The sequence below is a fragment of the Mesorhizobium sp. M0051 genome (assembly GCF_040323235.1).
GTDB lineage: Bacteria > Pseudomonadota > Alphaproteobacteria > Rhizobiales > Rhizobiaceae > Mesorhizobium.
This window is the reverse complement of sequence record NZ_JAMYUT010000041.1, coordinates 1-18,830: the sequence shown is the minus strand read 5'-3', so window position 1 is coordinate 18,830 and position 18,830 is coordinate 1. Positions and strand designations below refer to the sequence as shown.

General features: G+C 60.6%; 16 protein-coding genes and 2 pseudogenes. 7 read left to right on the top strand and 11 right to left on the bottom strand.

The window, feature by feature from the left end:
- Positions 1-192: 192 nt before the first annotated feature.
- Positions 193-582, top strand: a complete 390-nt coding sequence (locus NKJ90_RS29805) for a hypothetical protein (RefSeq protein WP_352487479.1) — start codon at positions 193-195, stop codon at positions 580-582.
- A 926-nt stretch (positions 583-1,508) separates the two neighbouring features.
- Here NKJ90_RS29805 and NKJ90_RS29800 read toward each other — a convergent pair.
- From NKJ90_RS29800 to bluB, 4 genes and pseudogenes are all read right to left on the bottom strand, one after another.
- Positions 1,509-1,763 carry a helix-turn-helix domain-containing protein gene (locus tag NKJ90_RS29800; protein ID WP_023735822.1) on the bottom strand — a complete coding sequence of 85 codons (255 nt, stop codon included), beginning with the start codon at positions 1,761-1,763 and terminating at the stop codon, positions 1,509-1,511.
- 519 nt (positions 1,764-2,282) lie between these two features.
- Complete coding sequence (glmS, locus tag NKJ90_RS29795; RefSeq protein ID WP_352487478.1) at positions 2,283-4,103, bottom strand: glutamine--fructose-6-phosphate transaminase (isomerizing); 1,821 nt, start codon at positions 4,101-4,103, stop codon at positions 2,283-2,285.
- A 421-nt stretch (positions 4,104-4,524) separates the two neighbouring features.
- The gene (locus tag NKJ90_RS29790) at positions 4,525-4,701 is read right to left on the bottom strand and encodes a methyltransferase domain-containing protein (RefSeq protein ID WP_352487477.1); all 177 of its coding nucleotides are present in this window, start codon (positions 4,699-4,701) and stop codon (positions 4,525-4,527) included.
- A 316-nt stretch (positions 4,702-5,017) separates the two neighbouring features.
- Positions 5,018-5,651 (bottom strand): annotated as a pseudogene (bluB, locus tag NKJ90_RS29785) (5,6-dimethylbenzimidazole synthase).
- A 1,180-nt stretch (positions 5,652-6,831) separates the two neighbouring features.
- Between bluB and NKJ90_RS29780 the strand changes: the two are divergent.
- Positions 6,832-7,611 carry a Crp/Fnr family transcriptional regulator gene (locus tag NKJ90_RS29780; protein WP_352487476.1) on the top strand — a complete coding sequence of 260 codons (780 nt, stop codon included), beginning with the start codon at positions 6,832-6,834 and terminating at the stop codon, positions 7,609-7,611.
- Between the two features lie 491 nt (positions 7,612-8,102).
- Here the strand turns inward: NKJ90_RS29780 and NKJ90_RS29775 are convergent.
- From NKJ90_RS29775 to panB, 7 genes and pseudogenes are all read right to left on the bottom strand, one after another.
- A pseudogene (locus tag NKJ90_RS29775) lies at positions 8,103-9,046 on the bottom strand (hypothetical protein).
- Between the two features lie 172 nt (positions 9,047-9,218).
- Positions 9,219-9,620, bottom strand: a complete 402-nt coding sequence (locus NKJ90_RS29770; RefSeq protein WP_352487475.1) for a DUF2285 domain-containing protein — start codon at positions 9,618-9,620, stop codon at positions 9,219-9,221.
- Between the two features lie 67 nt (positions 9,621-9,687).
- Positions 9,688-10,062 carry a transcriptional regulator domain-containing protein gene (locus NKJ90_RS29765; RefSeq protein WP_352487474.1) on the bottom strand — a complete coding sequence of 125 codons (375 nt, stop codon included), beginning with the start codon at positions 10,060-10,062 and terminating at the stop codon, positions 9,688-9,690.
- Positions 10,063-10,084: 22 nt separating this feature from the next.
- Positions 10,085-10,717, bottom strand: a complete 633-nt coding sequence (locus NKJ90_RS29760) for an acyl-homoserine-lactone synthase (RefSeq protein ID WP_352487473.1) — start codon at positions 10,715-10,717, stop codon at positions 10,085-10,087.
- 93 nt (positions 10,718-10,810) lie between these two features.
- On the bottom strand, positions 10,811-11,536 hold the full coding sequence (locus tag NKJ90_RS29755) for a LuxR family transcriptional regulator (RefSeq protein WP_023776416.1): 726 nt from the start codon (positions 11,534-11,536) through the stop codon (positions 10,811-10,813).
- Between the two features lie 92 nt (positions 11,537-11,628).
- Complete coding sequence (panC, locus tag NKJ90_RS29750; protein WP_023795254.1) at positions 11,629-12,492, bottom strand: pantoate--beta-alanine ligase; 864 nt, start codon at positions 12,490-12,492, stop codon at positions 11,629-11,631.
- Positions 12,489-13,349 carry a 3-methyl-2-oxobutanoate hydroxymethyltransferase gene (gene panB, locus NKJ90_RS29745; RefSeq protein ID WP_352487472.1) on the bottom strand — a complete coding sequence of 287 codons (861 nt, stop codon included), beginning with the start codon at positions 13,347-13,349 and terminating at the stop codon, positions 12,489-12,491. The genes panC and panB overlap by 4 nt, the downstream gene beginning before the upstream one ends.
- A gap of 170 nt (positions 13,350-13,519) precedes the next feature.
- Between panB and NKJ90_RS29740 the strand changes: the two genes are divergently transcribed.
- The 5 genes from NKJ90_RS29740 to bioB all read left to right on the top strand — a co-directional run.
- Positions 13,520-14,488: an NUDIX hydrolase gene (locus tag NKJ90_RS29740; RefSeq protein WP_023762816.1), complete on the top strand. Its 969-nt coding sequence runs from the start codon at positions 13,520-13,522 to the stop codon at positions 14,486-14,488.
- A gap of 67 nt (positions 14,489-14,555) precedes the next feature.
- Positions 14,556-15,530 (top strand): quinolinate synthase NadA, encoded by a 975-nt coding sequence (gene nadA, locus NKJ90_RS29735; RefSeq protein ID WP_352487471.1) that lies wholly within the window; start codon positions 14,556-14,558, stop codon positions 15,528-15,530.
- Positions 15,527-17,068 carry an L-aspartate oxidase gene (locus NKJ90_RS29730; RefSeq protein ID WP_352487470.1) on the top strand — a complete coding sequence of 514 codons (1,542 nt, stop codon included), beginning with the start codon at positions 15,527-15,529 and terminating at the stop codon, positions 17,066-17,068. Before nadA ends, NKJ90_RS29730 begins: the two co-directional genes overlap by 4 nt.
- On the top strand, positions 17,068-17,922 hold the full coding sequence (gene nadC, locus NKJ90_RS29725) for a carboxylating nicotinate-nucleotide diphosphorylase (RefSeq protein ID WP_352487469.1): 855 nt from the start codon (positions 17,068-17,070) through the stop codon (positions 17,920-17,922). Before NKJ90_RS29730 ends, nadC begins: the two co-directional genes overlap by 1 nt.
- Positions 17,923-18,016: 94 nt before the next feature.
- Positions 18,017-18,830, top strand: an 814-nt coding sequence (gene bioB / locus NKJ90_RS29720; RefSeq protein ID WP_352487493.1) for a biotin synthase BioB, incomplete at its 3' end; no start/stop codon positions are given.

Genomic DNA, 18,830 nt, shown 5'->3' with positions numbered 1-18,830 from the left:
AGTTCTCGACGAGCAGAGCCTGGCGGTTCCGAGCGCCGAGGGACGCCACTGCAACGGTTGCAGGGTACAAGGAGCCCGGATGGCTTGCCGCAAAGATGACCGGCAAACCCTGAATAACCGGTGATGAGCCGACATCTGTGAACAAGCGGTGTGGTCGATTGCAATCACCCATGTCTTGCGCACAGGTACCTTATGTCAGTGGATGAACTGAACTTGATGGTTTTACAGATGGCAGTCGAAAGCGTCCGCTCGCTCTCGTTGAGCTTCGCTGAAAAAGCCGCCGAGATAGCCACCAGGAGCCGCGGCATCCTGCTTTTCGACGTGCGGATCGACGGTGACGCGCAGGTCCAGCGGGTCGCAGCCATCCGATATCACGGCGGCCAATTCGGCGTGCTGGCGTTGGATGTACACGGCCTAGTTACCCACTATTGCATCGTTAACGGTATGTTCTCACATTACATTGCGTCCTTGGAGAGCTGGCACAGGACGCCCCTGTCAATGCAGGCCAAGATGGATGCCAACGGCAATGCCCGTCTCTTCGTAGCCGCGTTGCGGGATGCCGGACATATGCTGGGCACCTAGCATTGGGCGAGAATGCAACTGTGAATTTTGCATGTGCGTCACTGCGATGGCGCCGGCATGATCGTCATGCTCCAAAACGGCTGCGGCCCCCGCGAAGCGGTCGCCGCGATGATGGTGATCAACGGCGTTGCATCGATGCGAGCGTTTAGACAGAGGTCTCCTCCTGGCATCGAGCGCATGCAAGGAGCTACGCAAGCGCAACTGCATCAAGTATTTTGAAGGGACGACCTCATGCATGGAGCTTGCGCTGCATACGGGCGGCGCGAGCCGCGTTGCCATCCAGCAGAGAGGGTGCTTGCGGTACTCTCAATGACCCGAGATCGCAAATGGACGTGGGTAAGCACCAGAACTGGCACCACCCATGGTGGTCCGCTGGACTCGCTGGAGGAAGCACAAGGTGTCGGCGGGCAGAGCGCAGCGAGTGCCTACCTCGATCTTTCTAGAAGCGCGCCGGCAGCCTGGGCGGGGGGCTTGGGGTTAGACTGCCGGCGCACGCCACTCACGAAGAGCGGCCCCTTTTCGTGGTTCGAACACCCATAGTCAACCCGGAAACGTCAGGATGCCCGCCATGTTATTTTCAGAGCGGCGCGATGCCGGCCATGTTGGCCGATTCAGCCTAGGAGTAGCCACTCTCGTAGGCCGAGTTGATGCTCAAGCGCCAGCATCGCCTCGCCGAACTACCAAGAGTTCGCCGTTACAATCCTTCGTCGCGAGCCGATGCCCTCGTGCACGTTTCGTAGCACTCCGGGCGGCTATATCGCCTTGTTGTTCGCGAGCCCATGTGAAGGGTTCCTGCATCGGAAAGTTGACGAGATTCTCTTGGCGGTACTGCGCCAGAGGCATCCCAACGGAATCAGCGTCTACAATCAGCCGCAAGCTTCACATCACAAGAGCGGTAGTCCACCCATTGCGGATCATCCGACTGATCAGGCGGCGTCCGAAATGTGCGACTCTGCCTCAAGGATTCCCACAGGTATGGAAAGCGATCTCGCAATCCGATCCCGATATCCCTTGTTGTACCTCAGACCTCGCTCGATGTTTTGAATTTCCTCAGCGGCAAGCCCGCTCGCGACCGTCAGGTCCTCGATCGAATACCCAAGGTGCTCACGATAAGCGCGGACGATGTGGGTCCCCTGCGACATAGCCGTCAAGACTGGTTCGGGAATGCGCGAATCGTTCATAAACATCTCCAAGAACATGGGAGCTCCCTCGGGAGATACCCCCCGGCGGCGCAGACCAAGCAAATCAAAAAATGGACGTCCATTCAGTCGGACCGGCCTCATCCATGGAATGGGCCGCCTGAATTAGGAGCTGGGTCGGAATATGGCGGCTCACCTCCTTCTAATCAAGAAAGCCAACGGCGAGAATTATTCGCGAAGGATCGCAGGTCCGATGCGCTACAGCCGATCAGGCCATCTCAGGAGGGGGCCCTGGAACTCTGAACACCAACTCGAACTCCCGGTACGGACACTGCTTCCTTCGGCCAATCTCCACCGGCGGGGGAGCGAAAGACCCACTCTTGAAAGCCCCCGGCTGCGTGCTGACGTCGGCTCTAGGAAGCTCGATCGCCCTGTGCCCCGATCGACCGGCCGAAAAAAGGGATTCCAAATTCCAGCAAACACTGGTCATCTGGTTTTCATCCGGATCCGGACAAAGGGTAGCTTTCCATCGAGAGCTTCGCCATCTGTACAGGTTCACAATCATTCGACCGTGACCGATTTTGCGAGATTGCGCGGCTGGTCTACATCTGTCCCCATGAAGAGCGCCGTGTGGTAGGCAAGAAGCTGTATCGGCAGCGAGAAGATCATTGGCGCGATAATCTCGTCGACTACCGGCAGCACGAGCGTGTGCATGGTGTCGAGTTTCGATGCGGCTGCCCCATTTCTATCGGTGATGAGGATAATCCGCCCTCCACGGGCAGCCACTTCCTGCATGTTGGAGACGGTCTTGTCGAAAAAGCGGTCATGGGGCGCGATGACGATCACCGGCATGTTCTCGTCTATCAATGCGATTGGCCCGTGCTTCAATTCACCCGCTGCATAGCCTTCGGCATGGATGTAGGAAATCTCCTTGAGCTTCAGCGCTCCTTCCATCGCTAGCGGGAAACTGGTGCCACGGCCGAGATACAGGACGTCACGACACTTTGACAGTTCGCGCGACAAGAACTCGATCTCCGGCTGGATGCTGTTGAGTACCTGGCCCATGACGCGCGGCAATTCGGCGAGGCTCCTGACGAGTGCCTGCAGCTCGCCTTCGGGGACGGTCCCGCGGGCTCTGGCGGCGCTGATGGCGAGTGCGGCTAGAACGGCAAGCTGGCAGGTAAAAGCCTTGGTAGAGGCGACGCCGATCTCCGGTCCGGCAAGGATCGGGAAGACCGTATCGGCCTCCCGAGCGATGGTCGATTCGCAGGCATTGACGATAGCGCCAATTTTCAGCCCACGCTCCTTGCAGTACCTCAACGATGCAAGCGTATCGGCGGTTTCGCCGGACTGCGAAATGAAAAGAGCCGCGGACTGCGGCGGCAAAGGGATCTCGCGGTAACGGAATTCAGACGCAACGTCGATTTCAACCGTCAGGCGCGCATAGCGCTCGAACCAGTATTTTCCGATCAGTCCGGCGAGATAGGCGGTCCCGCAGGCAGAGATCGCCAAGCTCGGAACCTTGGCGAAATCGATGCCAGGAACCATGTCGCGACCCTCTATGATGTTGATGTAATGACGAAGAGCATGGGCGATGACCTCGGGCTGCTCGTATATTTCCTTCTCCATGAAGTGGCGATGGCTGCCCTTGTTGGCCAGATCGGCCGCGGCCGTGGAGATATGGCGCGGACGCTCGACGGGATGGCCGTCGATATCGAAGATATGGGCGCCCGAATTGCCGACAATGGCCCAGTCGCCGTCCATGAGATAGGTAATTTCATTGGTGAAGGGCGCAAGAGCGATCGCGTCGGAGCCCAGGAACATCTCGCCGTCGCCGTGACCGATCGCCAGCGGTGGTCCGTTGCGCGCCGCCGTGATGGTCGACGGTTCATCTTCGAAGAGGATGGCAAGCGCATAGGCGCCCCTGACGCGTTTCAGCATGGCACGCGTGGCCTCTTGCGGCCTCATGCCCTCGCGGCGGTATCTTGCCAAGAGATGCCCAACGACCTCGGTGTCGGTGTCGGTCTGGAACTCGGCGCCATCCGCCGCCAATTCGTCCTTCAGCTCGGTGAAATTCTCGATGATGCCGTTATGGACGACGGCGACACCGTCGGCAAAGTGCGGGTGCGCATTGCGTTCCGTCGAGGCCCCGTGGGTTGCCCAACGCGTGTGGCCGATGCCGACTTTGCCGCTCAGCGGCTCTTCCTTCAGTCGCCTCTCGAGATTGACGAGCTTGCCCTCGGCGCGCCGGCGGTGCAAGGCACCGTCGATGATCGTCGCAACGCCGGCGGAATCATAGCCGCGATATTCCAAACCCTTCAACGCGCCGATCAACCGATCCGACACCGGCTGTTGCCCAACGATGCCAACAATCCCGCACATGTTCGTCTCCGCATTTTTGCGGGCAGCATCAGCCCACACGAGACGGATACCCATCCGGCCGCTTTAAGTGGCGGCCTTGTAGTAGTATTCCATGATATTGGTACAATTGATTGTAGTGATCACTACCATCCACCCCATGGATAGGTCGGCTGCTGTGGGGACCTAAAGTTCTATTCGCGCCTGACGCTCTTATGAGAATCGCAGACTCACCCGCGGCAGGATCATGGCCTCAGAAAGGCCAGCAGGCCTTGGACAGTGGACGGACGACCGGCCTGCGAGCCCTAGTCAGGCAGTCCGGCATGTAGAAGCATTGTGCCGCCGACTTCGGCATCGGCGATGGTCTGTCTCGGCGACAGCCTGAGTTTGCTTCGCGGGCCGCGCGGCTCGCCCAGGACCGTCGTCGTCTCGCGCGGCGCCGGTGTCAGTTGACGATGGCATAATGCCCGCCGGGGGCGAGCGCCTCGCGCACGGCACGTGCCAGCCGCGGTCGGTCCAGGACGCCATGGAAAGCGTTGGCCATGAAGACGAGGTCGACTGGGCGTGACACCAGAGTAGCGAGTTCATAGGCGTCGCCGGCGACGAATTCGCAATTGGTCACGCCGGCGCCGGTAGCGGCGCTGCGTGGCCTCCAGCTGGTCGGCGTCGATGTCTATGGCGACGACATGGCGGGCGACCGTGGCGATCGGCACAGCCGTCGCCGCAGCAGAGGTCGACCACCTCCATGCCCGGCTTCAGCCCGGTTGCCGCCAGCGCCATCTTCGCTGCGGTCCGGTTTGTCAGTGCTCTTTCCTGGCCTTGGCAAGAACACGAACTTCGGCTTCGGTCCGGAATGGCAATGTACCCCGATGGCGAAGGGCGACCCGATCTGCGTCAAGCTCATCGCCGGGGAAGAGACGAAGTGATGGGCACCCGCCCTACCGCCTGATCACCACCGGCGGCCGCCGATGTTCCCAGCCTTCGCGTTCCAAGGTGGGCATGTCGTGCTCCTCGCAGGCTAGCCGAGGCAGAAATAACCGATCGGCGTCCACTCGGGCGGCGTGTCGAGAATCTCGGCCATCTCGGTCGCATCGAGGATCGACACCCTGCCCATGCCGATGCCTTCCGCCCGCGCCGCTAGCCACAGTGTGTGCACCGCCATGACGGCCGATAGTCGATGGTCGCCGGCATTGTTATGCGACCGAGCCCAAGGCCTTGTCCGGTCGTGCGGTCGGCGAAAACCGCGAACTGACAGGGCGCCTCGTTGAGACCGCAAGCTTCAGCCGGGCATAGAGTGCAGCGCGCTCTCCCGAAAAGCACGTGAGCGCCTCGGCATTGCAGCGTTCGAAGCAGTCTCTCACCGGCGGTGCGCCGCTCGAGGTTGTCGACCACTACGAAGCGCTAGGGCTGGCTGAGGCCAACGGAGGGCGCAATGCTGGCGAGCTCGAGCAGCCGTTCCAGCTTGCCCTCCGGCAGAGCCGTCGGCTCGAAGCGCCGCACATTCCTGCGCCAGCGCAGCAGCGTGATCAGCCCGGCGCGAAAATCGTCGGTGAAATCGGGAGGTGACGGCATGGCGGTCTCGTTCGGGGCTAGGGATTGCAGTAGGGAGTACAGTGTGGACTGCCTGCTGCCTATTGCCCAAGCTGGCTTGTTGCGTCCGACAAGCGCGCCATGCGGCCCTAACCGCAAACGATAGAAACCTGGTGGGCGGCGCTATTACGATGCAATCCAGCAAACCAGTTTCGATCAGCTCGCACGGCGGTGAATCATGTGCCAGGGCCTTTGCTAAATGCGCCATTGACACTCAGGCGCACCCGTATCGCTCACCAGGCCTCTCAGCTTGCATATACTCGTTCCTGCCGCACCGCCTGTAACTCATTTTGCTTCCGACCACGTCGGCCTCGACGTCCCCGAAGATTCCCCAGGTCATTCGGCAGATACCATCGTCTGACGTCATAGCGCCGGACCAGCACCAGCTGCCCAATTTCATGGGCATTGCTGAGCTTCCAGTCGCCCGCAGTTTCGCCTTCCACCAGTGTCAGGCATCACCCAATTGGGACTCATCCCTCTCACAGTCAATTCGCGGTTGACTTATTTGTCTCCGGCGAAGTGCGACAGCTGCTCGTATCCAGCAGCGTGAGCGATAGTTGATCAAATGCTGCCAATGAGTTTTGATACTGCAATCTTTAGACAGCCGCCTACCATGAATGTGCCATCGCGTTTCGGCGATCGAAGGAGCGAAGCCGGGTGTCCAGTCGTCACTACATGTTCCCGGAGAACAGCGAACCTCTGCGGCTATCGCGGCGGCTTGTAGAGGGAATGATCTTCGGAAAGGACGCTCTCCCGCAATACGCCGGCACACGCCAGCGGGTCGTCACCGCCATCGTGAAACAGCCGGAAAACTCCACCTTCCGGCGGTCCAAAGAATGGTATCGGATCAGTAGGCGCTTCATATCAGCTGGTCGTGGACCACTATGAGGCAGCGGTTCACTCCAGGAGCGCATTGTGACTCGCGCTCGACAAGTCGACAAGTCGGCTTGTCAACGAAAAGCGATGACGAATTCCTGGAGTATCTGAATGCCGTGTTAGCGCGGGCGCGCCAAACCTTGGCTCGCGCCGATCAACGCAGTTAATCAAAAAAATGGGACATCCGGGGTTCGCAGGCATACAGTGTGCCATCGACGGCAACTCTAAGGGCGTCCGTCGGCTGTGAGCGATCAACATGCTTCCGCCCCAATAGGGAGAGGGAGCTATGACAGACTCCAGTTCACAAACTCACACTGCCGCGCAACGCGACACCCGCCAAAATTCCATCTATCGCAATTCGCTGCTGCTTCGAATGTGCTCGGCAGATTTGGCATTGCTGCAACCTCACTTGGAAAGCGTCTCCCTTGGACTGAAGACGCATCTCGAAGTGGCGGGGTCACCAATCAGAACCGTGTACTTCTTCGAGAGCGGTCTCGGGTCAGTGGTGGGCGAACTGCGGCCTGGTATTGAAGCTGAGATCGGAATCATTGGTTGTGAGGGCATGACCGGCTCAGCGCTTATCATGGGCGATGACCGATCAACGCACGATTGTTACGTGCAATTAGAAGCCCGCGCCTTTGTTATCGACGCGGGCCTCTTCACCAAGGCGCTTTTGACAAGCCCAACCCTGCGAACTTTTCTGCTCCGCTACGTTCACTACTTTCACCTCCAGGCAAGCTTCACCGCGCTCAGCAATGCCCGGATGAACATCGTCGATAGGCTCTCAAGATGGCTGGTGATGTGTGATGATCGCGTCGACGGAAACCGCTTGGCGATTACGCACGAGTTCTTATCAGTCATGCTCGGTGTCAGGCGGCCCGGCGTCACCATAGCGCTGCAAATGTTAGAGGGGCAAGGTCTGATACGATCGATGCGAGGAGAGGTCGTTATCCTTGATCGCACGCGTCTGATTGCGCTGGCTGACGGGTCGTATGGCAGGGCTGAAGCCGAATACGCTCGGCTAATCAGCCAACTGCCTTGGCCGCAGGCGCCCGATCCCCAATGAATGTGCTCGAACAGGGAGATGGCCGATCTCCTGCATTGAGGCCATGTCCGGGTAAGCCGCCTAAACAGAGCCTTCACCGCCGACGTTGCCGAGCATCAGATCCAAGACGAAGCTGTCATGCCGGCACCGTTGCATGCGCCGCCCGAGGAAAACCGCCCCTCGCATCCATTCAGGATTCCGAAGCACGATACGGCTGTGCACCACCTTCCGGCCACTGCAAAGGGGACCGGAGATGACTCGGTCCGTAGAGGAGGTTTTCGAAGAGCATCTGAGGCGATATCGAGGAGGATCTTGGGGCGCACTGCCATCTAACTTCGATTAAGCAGGCATTCATGCGCTGGTTGGAGCAATGGCGAGACTCGTTGCACCAGCCCAGTTCAAGGCATGTGCGGACAACCGCTTTGGGCGCCGAACAGATCGATTGGCGGCATAGCCTTATCTTGCCTCACAAGACTTGTGGTCCGGGAAGGCTGTTTCGGGACTTTTCGAAATCAGCGGATCACAGGCTCGCCATGGAAGCGGCGGCGTGATGGAGGAGAAACCCCGAAGCCAACTTCCATCATTAGCCGTGGCCTGTGCGCCGGCACGGTGCCCATATGGAACCCGAACGGATCCTCGACGAAACCGAAACCGGCCTCGCCGGTCAGCGTGACCGGGCTCTGCTTGCCGTAGACGCCCAGAATCTCTTGCGCGGGATGGCCGACGACGATTATGGCTGCCGCGGACATAGACATGCGGACCGGTCCCCTCGTCGACAGGCACCAGATAGAAAAAGAACTTCAGCATCCGCCAATCATCCAGGTCGAAGTGGTATTTGCCGAGCGAAGCCAGGTTCTTGTCGGCGTCCGACGCCTGGCCGGTCGGGAAGCTCCACCAGACGCGCGTTGTGATCAGCGTCGCCTGGCCGCCGAGATAGTGCGCCCCGATATCCACGAGCAGCGGATCGTTTTGGATGGCAACGGCCGAGTTACAGCCCAGAATGCGCTCGAAATAATGGCCGCTGAGCAACGGACGGCCAAACCGCGCCTCAGCCTCCACATGCTCCGCCGGCATGAATTCGAGTCGGCGGTCGAAATTGCCGAAACAAGGTGTGCACCTGGCGAATGCGGCTACATTTTCAGCCACCATTGTTGGCAGGACTAGGCCGGGAAAAAGCCCATCCATCTGCAGCGCGTCGACGACGTCGTGGCAATTGACACCGGCAAACATTGTGTCCTGGGCTCTTTGACCTTCGGACCGGCTTTGCACCACGCCAGTGCATTCTCCGTGCCGGCATGGTGCGCGCCAACATGAACATGGGCAGCCACGCCGGGTTCTCGCGAATATCCGACAGGTAGGTCGGAATGCGTACGGCTATGCGACGCAGCATGCTGCCGTTTCGCGCGATTGTCTCAAGGCTTGCAGCGCCGGCTTTGTCGGGGTTCCTAACGGTCATCGGGATTCTCAGGGCATGAAGGCACTTATCGACGAAGGTTGGGTCTCAGTGCTTCGCCGAAACCGGATTCGCCGCGGGAAGAACTAGGCGCTTGCCACGTTTTGCGCAACGCACAATTGCAGTGAGAAAATGGAGGTTGCGCGTTCGAATAAGACAATCACAACCACCCCAATTACCTCAGGAACTGTCTGTAGCCGCCGCCCATCAGGTAGCGGCCACGTTGGATGGCGCGACGTACCTGATCGCGAAGATGGCCACCTGGATGACGCCAATCTTCTTCGACACGGCGTCTGCCGAACAAGGCAATGGCGACCTCCTGATGAGATGCTCCCGCGAGCGAGCCATCCAAAGCCTGGAGTACGATACGCAGACGCGCTCCGCGGTGTTCCGGCGGAAAGCAAGCAGCTGACAGGCGGGCGCAACCATTGACGTGGTTCAAGAACTGAAGGGCAGCGACATGGAACTTGAGGTGCTGCGGCTGAACGATCGCGTCGACATATAGCCGCAACGGGCGGAGGACGGACGCACCGGAAACGGCGATCTGCAGACTCCGGCAGTTCTCCCTCAGCAGCACGTGCTGCACGCCCGCAGCTGTCAGCAGGATGTCCTTGCAGCATGAGAGCGAAGAAAGGTGAAGCGGTTCAAAATCGTGGTCGAGCCCAAGCGGCTCCGCGGCCGCTCGTAGAATACAGGCGCAATCGCGCGGATCCCAAAAGACCCTTGCCGATGTAGCGTCCGAAAGTGGCGCGTCGGCGAAAAAGAAGGCTCCATTGTCTTAGGAGAGCTGATCCTGTCGTCAACTCGATTATCTGCATGTCGCCTTGGGGTCCGACAATGCAGGCGGACGGTGCCATCTTGGCGTGGTCGCGCTGGAATTGTGGATTGCGCCGAAGAAACTCCCAGGCCCAGCCGGTGCGTGGCAATCGTCTGGCATAGTGGTAAGCGTCGTGGCGACGCCAGTCCGGCCAGCATACAAGGCCGACCGTCGCTTCCTTGGACAGACCAGCATCCTTCATGGCTCAGGTGTCCACTATGGCGCTATGCCGACGGGCCTAGAACCGGTTGCCACAGTACCGGTCCAATCAGACGTCCCCTGCTGCGGATGCGCAAAAGGCTCGCGTGGGAAATCTCGAGAAACCCAGCCACCGCCTCCGTTTTGCCGACGCATTTGGGTTCTCCGATGCGCGACAATGGCCACGTAGCCAGGCGGAGGATCCGCTCCATGCGCGTATCCGTCACCGTTACTATCCGGGTCAGATCCTTGGCCAAGCCGAATTCGATCATGCCCGCGAAGAGCTCGTAGGTCGCCTGGGCCAGCCCGCCCGCAGCCTTGGGCGCCGACGGAGGAAGATCGAGCGCGAAACGACTGCTCTCCCATATGTCGGTGGTCGAGGGCACGACGTCAGCACCCAGCAGCACCGGGAAGGTGTCGCGCAACATTGTGGGTCCGGTGCTGGGCAGAAGACGCACGCAACCGCGAATTCGCCAGTCGGATCCTTTGAGGAGCAGATAGACGGGGTTCAGAGCATCAAACGGATCGGATTCCATCTGGTCTTCGGTATCAACTTCCCAATCGAGCCTTTCCTTGAACACCCGAAACCTGAGCCCGTGCATCTCTTTGAGTTCGCCTGCAAACTCGTTGTAAAAGTCTGGTGTTATCAGTTGCATCATGGTCGCCTCCATGTGGGATGTGTTCCCGCCATCGAAGGGCAAAGCTGACAGCGATGCAGCCTGTAGAGGTTTACAGGTATCGTGGCTGAAGAATCAGGATCTCGTCTGGCCGGAGGCAGCCATTCGTGCAACGGCCTGGTTGATCGTTCGGACGCCGAACTTTGCCTTGGCGTTTTCCAAGTGAAAAGTCACGGTGCGCTTTGAGACGCCGAGAAGCTGGCTGATATCCCAAGCCGACTTGCCGCGCGCCGCCCATTTCAGGCACTCGAACTCCCGCGGGGTGAGCGTTACACCATCCACCACGCGATCATCGGCGAGCCTGCGCCGGACATGGATATGAAAGTTGATGGCCACCAGCTGCAATGCTTTTTCGTAACGTGCCAGTGACCGTAAAAGAGGCGGACGGGACTCGTCGGAAGCAAAGGTCAGGGCTGCAAACCGGCCGAGATGATCATGCATGGACATCGTCAGGCCGCCGCAGATGCCAAACTCAGCCGCACTCTCCAGAATTTGTTGCTGCGAATTCGGCAGACAGTGTCGAGCGCGGTCCACACCCCAATCGAATGTATCCCAGCCTTGCAGCCCGCGCAGGATGACCGGATCAAGACTGTGGTACCGCTGTTGCAGATAACGTGATGTCCAGGATGAAGGATAGTTTGAAATCAATTGGGGGGCGTCGCCGGAGGCCGACGGGTAAGTGAAATAGGCGAATAGCGGGAAGTCGAAGCCGGCTGCAGCGGAGGCCATTGCCTCACAGAGATCGGCAGCATCAACACTTGCAGACAGTTGCTCGACGAAGTTCTCAAACACGCGATGCATTTGCCCTGTGCGTAACCTCCGTTCGCTCAATGCCAGGCAGAGACCTTGTTTTAAACGATCCCGGACGGATACAGCGCGTGCCGAGAACGTGGCTAATCTGTTGAACCAATCCGAAATAGTCTGACGTTGTCTATGAGACGTGTGCCGCCGAGCCAGGCCGCGGCAAGCAACCGTGCCGGTCGATCAAGGCTTGTCATCGGGTGCAGATCTGCCTCTTCGCGAAGTTCCAGGTATTCGACCTCGCGATAGCCTGCAGCCAGAATTGCTGCGCGAGATTCTGCAAGCGTTGGCAGGACGGGTGAGCCGCGCCCAAGCCGCTCAGCCGTCTTGAGCAGGACCGATGATAGCTTGGGAGCAACAGCGCGTTGCGCTGGCGAGAGCCGCACATTGCGCGATGATAGCGCAAGACCGTCGGCTTCGCGGACTGTCGGACAGGCAACAATGGTGATTGGAATATCCAGATCCCGGGCCATGCGCCTGACCAGGTGAATTTGCTGAAAGTCCTTTTCGCCAAAGAAGCCGAAGTCAGCGCTAGTCTGCAGGAAGAGCTTGGCGACGACGGTCGCCACGCCATCGAAATGTCCCGGCCGGAAGGCACCGCACAGGCCCTCGCTGACACCGGACACCGAAACGGTGGTGGCGAAGCCCGCCGGATACATCTCCTCTGCATCTGGCGCATAAAGCAGGTGCGCGCCAACCGGTGCCAGCTTGGCGGCATCCTCGTCCTCGGTGCGCGGATACGCGGCAAGATCGGCCTGGCTGTTGAATTGCTTCGGGTTGACGAAGAGCGTCACGATCACACGGTCTGCCTTCTCGAGTGCAGCGCGCACCAGGCTGAGATGGCCCTCATGCAGGACGCCCATGGTTGGCACCACGGCAATCCTCACGCCCTCGCGGCGCCATGCGGCGACGATTTCGCGAAGCTGGTCAACGCTCCTGACGATCGGCACGCTCACGCTGCTTCTCCGCTCTTGGTGGCGTCCGTGTCGGCGGGCTTGGGCGCATCGGCAAACACGTGCTTGGCGGCCGGAAACTGGCGCTCCTTCACCTCGTGCGCATAGGAAGCGATCGCAGCCGCAGCCGCCTCCCCCAGTTCAGCATAGCGCTTGACGAATTTGGGTCGGAAGTCGCCGAAGAGGCCCAGCATGTCGTCGACGACGAGAATCTGGCCGTCACAGGCTGCCGAGGCACCGATGCCAATGGTCGGGGCCGCCACCTCCCCGGTGATCCGGCGGGCGAGCGCTTCAGGAACCTTTTCCAGGACGACCGCAAAGGCGCCCGCTTCGCTCACCGCAATTGCGTCGCGCCTGATGCGCTCGGCATCCCCGCCCCTGCCCTGCACGCGGTAGCCACCGATGGCGTTGATGGCCTGCGGCGTCAAGCCGACATGAGCCATGACGGGCACGCCGCGTGCGGCGAGGAAGCCGATCGTCTCTGCCATCGTTTCGCCGCCTTCGAGCTTGACGGCCGTGCAGCCGGTCTCCGACATGACGCGCGCAGCATTTCGGAAAGCCTGCTCTGGGCTTTCCTCGTAGGAACCGAACGGCAGGTCGACCACCATCAGCGCCTGCTTGATGCCACGGCGCACCGCCTGGCCGTGCGTGATCATCATCTCCAGCGTGACACCGAGCGTCGAGGGCAGGCCGTGGAGAACCATGCCGACGCTGTCGCCGACGAGCACCACATCACAATGGGGATCGACAAGCCGGGCGACTGGGGTGGTGTAGGCGGTAAGGCAGACGAGCGGCGTCCCACCTTTGCGCGAACGAATATCCGGCGGTGTGATCGCCTTGGTGTCACCAAACGCGCTCAATGGATCCTCCTTCCCCTACGTTACCAACCGCGGGTGTCGCCTTTGGCACATTTTTGTGCAGGTGCGAAGAGCTAAAAATGCCCGTGCAGCTGTGGGGTGTTGACGTGCCGACAGGCGCGCTTACACTAAATCGATTAAGGTCCCCCGAGCTGGCCAAGTAATTCGCGAACATGGACGATCAGGCAATACGACTCAGGAAAGACAGAGCCGCCTTCAAGGCCGACGACGTCAAAGTGGACCTGATCGCCCTTGTCGTCGCCGTAAACGACAGTGAACCCTGTGTCCTCACCATCGGCCAGGCAGACACCTTGCCCTCCGGTCCCTTTGCGCTTGAGCACCGATCGCTGCAATCCGGCTTGAGGGGGTGGGTCGAGCAGCAGACCGGCCATCGGCTGGGGTACATTGAGCAACTTTACACGTTCGCTGATCGGGATCGCATCGGTGCCGAGCGCCAGCAGCGCGTCATCTCCATCAGCTATCTTGCATTGACCCGCAAGGAACAGGCAGCGGGCTCGCCCAAGTGCGGATGGCAGAGTTGGTATGAATATTTTCCATGGGAGGACCACCGCTCCGGCACGCCTCCGGTCGTGCTGGACGTTCTGCGACCACGCTTGATTGAATGGGCAAACGGCGTCCGCGATGCGGCCACGCGACGTGAACGCTGGCAGCGGGCGACGATAGCCTTCGGCTTCGACGACCGCCTTTGGAACGAGGAACTCACGCTTCAACGCTATGAGTTAGTCTACGAAGCAGGCCTGGTCCAAGAGGCCGTAAGAGGGCGGGACGCGGCGCCCCCTCCGCTGGTGCCCAGCAAGTCCATGGTCGCCGATCATCGCCGCATCGTGGCGACCGGCATTGCGCGGCTGCGCTCCAAGATCAAATACCGGCCGGTCGTCTTTGAGCTGATGCCGCCGGTCTTCACGCTTTTGCAGCTGCAGCGAACCGTCGAGGCGCTCGCCGGCAGGCTCATCCACAAGCCGAACTTTCGCCGACTGATCGAACAGCAGGAGCTGGTCGAGGAAACCGGAGAGGCCACCGCTGAGACCGGCGGCCGGCCAGCGAAGCTTTTCCGTTTCCGCCACGCCGTTCTCGACGATAGGCTCATCTCCGGGACAAAATTGCCGCTGGCGCGGGGTTGACATCCCTTATACTCACAGCAAGTATATGCTGGTTATTTTCAATTAGAGTATAAGCGGGAGGGGGTTGATGAGCGCCATGCTGCCTGCGGCCGCGTTGCTCTACGAGCGCGTCCGGCGAGTGATCCCGCCGATCGAATGGCCGGCTTTCGTCGACGATATCGAGGCGATCCTTGCACTGAAGCGCGAGCGCAACGCCATCATCCTGGCGCACAACTATCAGACGCCCGAGATTTTCCATGGCGTGGCCGACATCGTCGGCGACAGCTTGGCATTAGCCCGCACGGCTGCGACGATCGAGGCGCAAGTCATCGTGCTGGCCGGCGTCCATTTCATGGCCGAAACGGCCAAGCTCCTTAATCCGGACAAGACGGTGCTCATTCCGGATCTCAGCGCCGGTTGCTCGTTGGCGGAATCAGTCACGGCAGAAGACGTGCGCCTGATGCGCCAGCGTTATCCCGGCGTTCCGATCATTACTTATGTAAACACGTCGGCCGAAGTGAAAGCCGAGTCGGATATCTGCTGTACATCCGGCAACGCCAAGGCGGTCGTCGAATCCCTGGGGGTTCTCCGGGTGATCATGTTGCCGGACGAATATCTGGCCCAGAATATCGCCGCCCAGACAGATGTGCAGATCGTCGCCTGGAAAGGGCATTGCGAGGTGCATGAGCGCTTTACACCGGCCGACATCCGCGAGTTGCGCGAAAGCCATCCCGGCGTGGTCGTGCTCGCCCATCCCGAATGCCCGCCCGGCGTCGTGGCTGAAGCAGATTTTTCCGGCTCGACGGCTGCCATGTCCGACTATGTCGACAGGCAAAGGCCGCCACGTGTCGTGCTGATGACGGAATGCTCGATGAGCGACAACGTCGCGTTAGCGCACCCAGAGGTCGAGTTCATCCGGCCCTGCAATTTGTGCCCGCACATGAAGCGGATCACGCTTGCCAACATCCGCACGGCGCTCGAGCAGAACCACCATGTCGTAACCATCGAACCCGGGATCGCCGGGCGCGCGCGGCTTGCGGTCGAACGGATGCTGGCAGTTTGAGCGCCGACCTCCGCAGCTTCTTCGGGCGGCCCATCATCATCGGCGGCGGCATCGCCGGACTGATGACCGCGCTTCAACTGTCGCCGGAGCCGGTGCTTCTTCTGTCAAGGTCGCTGCTGGGAGCTGACAATTCGAGCACCTGGGCACAGGGGGGTCTGGCTGCAAGTTTCGGCGAAGACGACGATCCGGCAATGCACCTGGCCGATACGCTTGCTGCCGGGGATGGTCTCTGCGACAGAGAAGTGGCGAGCCGCATCCTCCAAGCCGCGCCCAAGGCCATAGAGGGGCTTGCGGCCTTTGGGGTTCCCTTTGACCGCACGCCGAAAGGATCACTGTGCCTCGGATTGGAGGCCGCACACAGTCGACGTCGCATCGTTCATGCGCATGGGGACGGCACCGGGCGTGAGATCATGCGTGCCCTGATCGCGGCTGTGCGTTCCACTCCGTCGATAGTTGTCGTGGAGGGCGTGGAAGCGCGCCGGCTGGCCGTGCGAGAGAATGCGATCCGGGGCGTCTGGGCGAGCTGTTCGATCGGACCTTTCTTCTTCGGCTCACGGCGGGTCGTCCTCGCCACCGGTGGCATCGGGGGACTGTTTCTCGACACCACGAACCCTTGTGGCAGTTGCGGACAAGGCCTTGCACTTGCGGCCCGCGCTGGAGCTGTCCTAGCCGACCTCGAATTCATCCAGTTCCACCCGACCGCGCTTGACGGCCCAGAACGCCCTATGGCCCTGGTCAGCGAGGCTGTCCGAGGCGAAGGTGCTGCCCTGATCGATGAAACCGGCCAGGCTTTTCTTCAAAGCGTGCCGGGGGCGGAACTTGCGCCTCGCGATGTCTTGGCCCGCGCCGTGTGGAACCATCTTGCGAACGGCCACCGTGTTTTTCTCGACGCCCGACAACGGCCTGGCCCGGCATTCGCTCGACATTTCCCGACAATCGCATCAGCCTGTCGTGGAGCGGGCATCAATCCCGCGCGCGATCTCATCCCCATTCGTCCGGCCCAACACTACCACATGGGTGGCGTTGCCGTGGACAGCTTTGGCAGGACCTCCGTCGAGGGGCTGTGGGCCTGCGGCGAAGTCGCTTCGACAGGACTGCATGGCGCCAACAGGCTCGCCAGCAATTCCTTGACCGAGGCAATCGTGTGCGCCCGCTGGGTCGCTGAAAGTGTCGCCGGAACGCCTGCTCGCAGAACAAGACCTGCGTTTGCGAACGTTTACCCACCGCCCGCCCCGATACCCGTGCGTGTTTTCCTGTCGCGCGCACTCGGCATCGTCCGGGACGGTGAAGGGTTGAAAGCAGCCGCGCGTGCCTTATTGCCGCTCGCCGAGAGCAAGGATGCGGTCTCGGATCCGGCGGCTGTCGGGCTAATGATCGCGGTTGCCGCCTTGTTGCGCGAAGAAAGCCGCGGCGCTCATTACCGGACAGATTTTCCCCATCATGCGACTGCCGCCCGACGGTCCGAAATCACGCTCGAAGCCGCCTTGGACGCTGCGCGCGAACTCGGACACTCGCCAAACTTGGAAGGGGCAAAGTGATGACACTTTCACCGCTACCCACGGTCGTGCTTGAGCCGCTTGTACGGGCAGCTCTTCTTGAAGATCTTGGCAGAGCCGGCGACTTGACCACGCAGGCCATCGTCCCGAAGGAATACCAAGCGGGAACCGTGCTGGTGGCGCGACAGTCCGGAGTTGTCGCCGGCCTCGATCTGGCGATGCTCGCTTTCGGCTTGATTGATCCTGCTGTCGAAATCTCGGTGGAGCGCGCAGACGGCTGCAATGTCGTGGATGGAGAGATCATTGCATCAGTGGTTGGCCCGGCCCGGGCCATTCTCACAGCCGAAAGGACGGCACTCAATTTTTTGTGCCATCTGAGCGGCATCGCGACAGCAACGGCATCGATCGTCGCTGCGGTTCGTGGATATGGCGCGAAGATCGTCTGCACGCGCAAGACGACGCCTGGATTGCGGGCAGTCGAAAAGTATGCGGTGCGCGCGGGTGGCGGATCCAATCACCGCTTCGGCCTCGACGACGCAATTCTGATCAAGGACAACCACATCGCCATCGCAGGCGGCGTTCGCCCGGCGCTCGAGCGCGCACGAAGAGGGGCCGGTCATCTCGTCAAGATCGAAGTCGAGGTCGATACTCTGGCCCAGTTGGAGGAGGTGCTTGGCTTCGCTCCCGATGCGGTTCTGCTCGACAACATGTCCCTCGCCGATCTTCGCCGCGCCGTCGCAATCGTTGGCGGCCGTGCTATCACCGAGGCTTCTGGCGGGATCACATCCGATACAGCGCGAGCGATTGCCGCGACCGGCGTTGATCTGATTTCGGTCGGCCGACTCATCCACAGCGCGCCGATCCTGGATATCGGCCTCGACCATCGGGGCTCATGATTGTCTGAGTCAGGATTGGGTCAACTGTCCTCTCCGATCGTCAACAGTCAGATAGCAAAGACCCCGCAAGACAGACCGGAGGAACAGCATGGACATGCAAACGGCAAGTTCAACGCAGACATCGCCACAGGCTCAATCCCCTGACCCCGGAGCGTGGACCCTGGAGAAGGCTCAGGCACTTTACCATGCCCCCTTCAACAATCTCCTCTTCCTGGCGCAAACCGTGCACCGCCAGAATTTCGATCCAAACAAGGTCCAGCTCAGCCGGCTGCTCAGCATCAAGACGGGAGGATGCCCGGAGGATTGTGGCTATTGCAGCCAGTCGGCGCGTCACGAAACCGGCCTGAAGGCGTCGAAGCTGATGGAGGTCCGGCGCGTCATCGCCGAAGCGACCAAGGCGCGTGACGCCGGCGCCACCCGCTACTGCATGGGAGCCGCGTGGCGCAATCCCAAGGCGCGCGACATGGATGCGGTCGTGGCGATGGTCGAAGGCGTCAAGGCGCTGGGCATGGAGACCTGCATGACGCTCGGCATGCTCGATCTTGAGCAGACCGCTCAACTGAAACAGGCTGGTCTCGACTACTACAACCACAACATCGATACGTCGGAGCGCTACTACAGCGAGATCATCAGCACGCGCAGCTTTGCCGACCGGCTCGATACGCTCGAACAAGTTCGCCAATCCGGCATCAAGGTCTGCTGCGGCGGCATTGTCGGCATGGGCGAGGAGCCGGTGGACCGGATCGACATGCTGGTGACGCTGGCCAATCTGCCGGAACATCCGCAGAGCGTTCCGATCAACATGCTGATCCCGATCGCCGGCACCCCGCTTGCCGACGCCAGGCCGATCGAGCCGATCGAATTCGTGCGCGTGATCGCACTGGCGCGCATCATGATGCCGAAATCGC

Excerpts from the sequence above, each read along its gene's own strand:
- NKJ90_RS29805 (WP_352487479.1), top strand. The coding sequence starts at position 193 with ATGTCAGTGGATGAACTGAACTTGATGGTTTTACAGATGGCAGTCGAA.
- NKJ90_RS29800 (WP_023735822.1), bottom strand. The coding sequence starts at position 1,763 with ATGAACGATTCGCGCATTCCCGAACCAGTCTTGACGGCTATGTCGCAG.
- glmS (WP_352487478.1), bottom strand. The coding sequence starts at position 4,103 with ATGTGCGGGATTGTTGGCATCGTTGGGCAACAGCCGGTGTCGGATCGG.
- NKJ90_RS29780 (WP_352487476.1), top strand. The coding sequence starts at position 6,832 with ATGACAGACTCCAGTTCACAAACTCACACTGCCGCGCAACGCGACACC.
- NKJ90_RS29765 (WP_352487474.1), bottom strand. The coding sequence starts at position 10,062 with ATGAAGGATGCTGGTCTGTCCAAGGAAGCGACGGTCGGCCTTGTATGC.
- NKJ90_RS29760 (WP_352487473.1), bottom strand. The coding sequence starts at position 10,717 with ATGATGCAACTGATAACACCAGACTTTTACAACGAGTTTGCAGGCGAA.
- NKJ90_RS29755 (WP_023776416.1), bottom strand. The coding sequence starts at position 11,536 with ATGCATCGCGTGTTTGAGAACTTCGTCGAGCAACTGTCTGCAAGTGTT.
- NKJ90_RS29740 (WP_023762816.1), top strand. The coding sequence starts at position 13,520 with ATGGACGATCAGGCAATACGACTCAGGAAAGACAGAGCCGCCTTCAAG.
- nadA (WP_352487471.1), top strand. The coding sequence starts at position 14,556 with ATGAGCGCCATGCTGCCTGCGGCCGCGTTGCTCTACGAGCGCGTCCGG.
- nadC (WP_352487469.1), top strand. The coding sequence starts at position 17,068 with ATGACACTTTCACCGCTACCCACGGTCGTGCTTGAGCCGCTTGTACGG.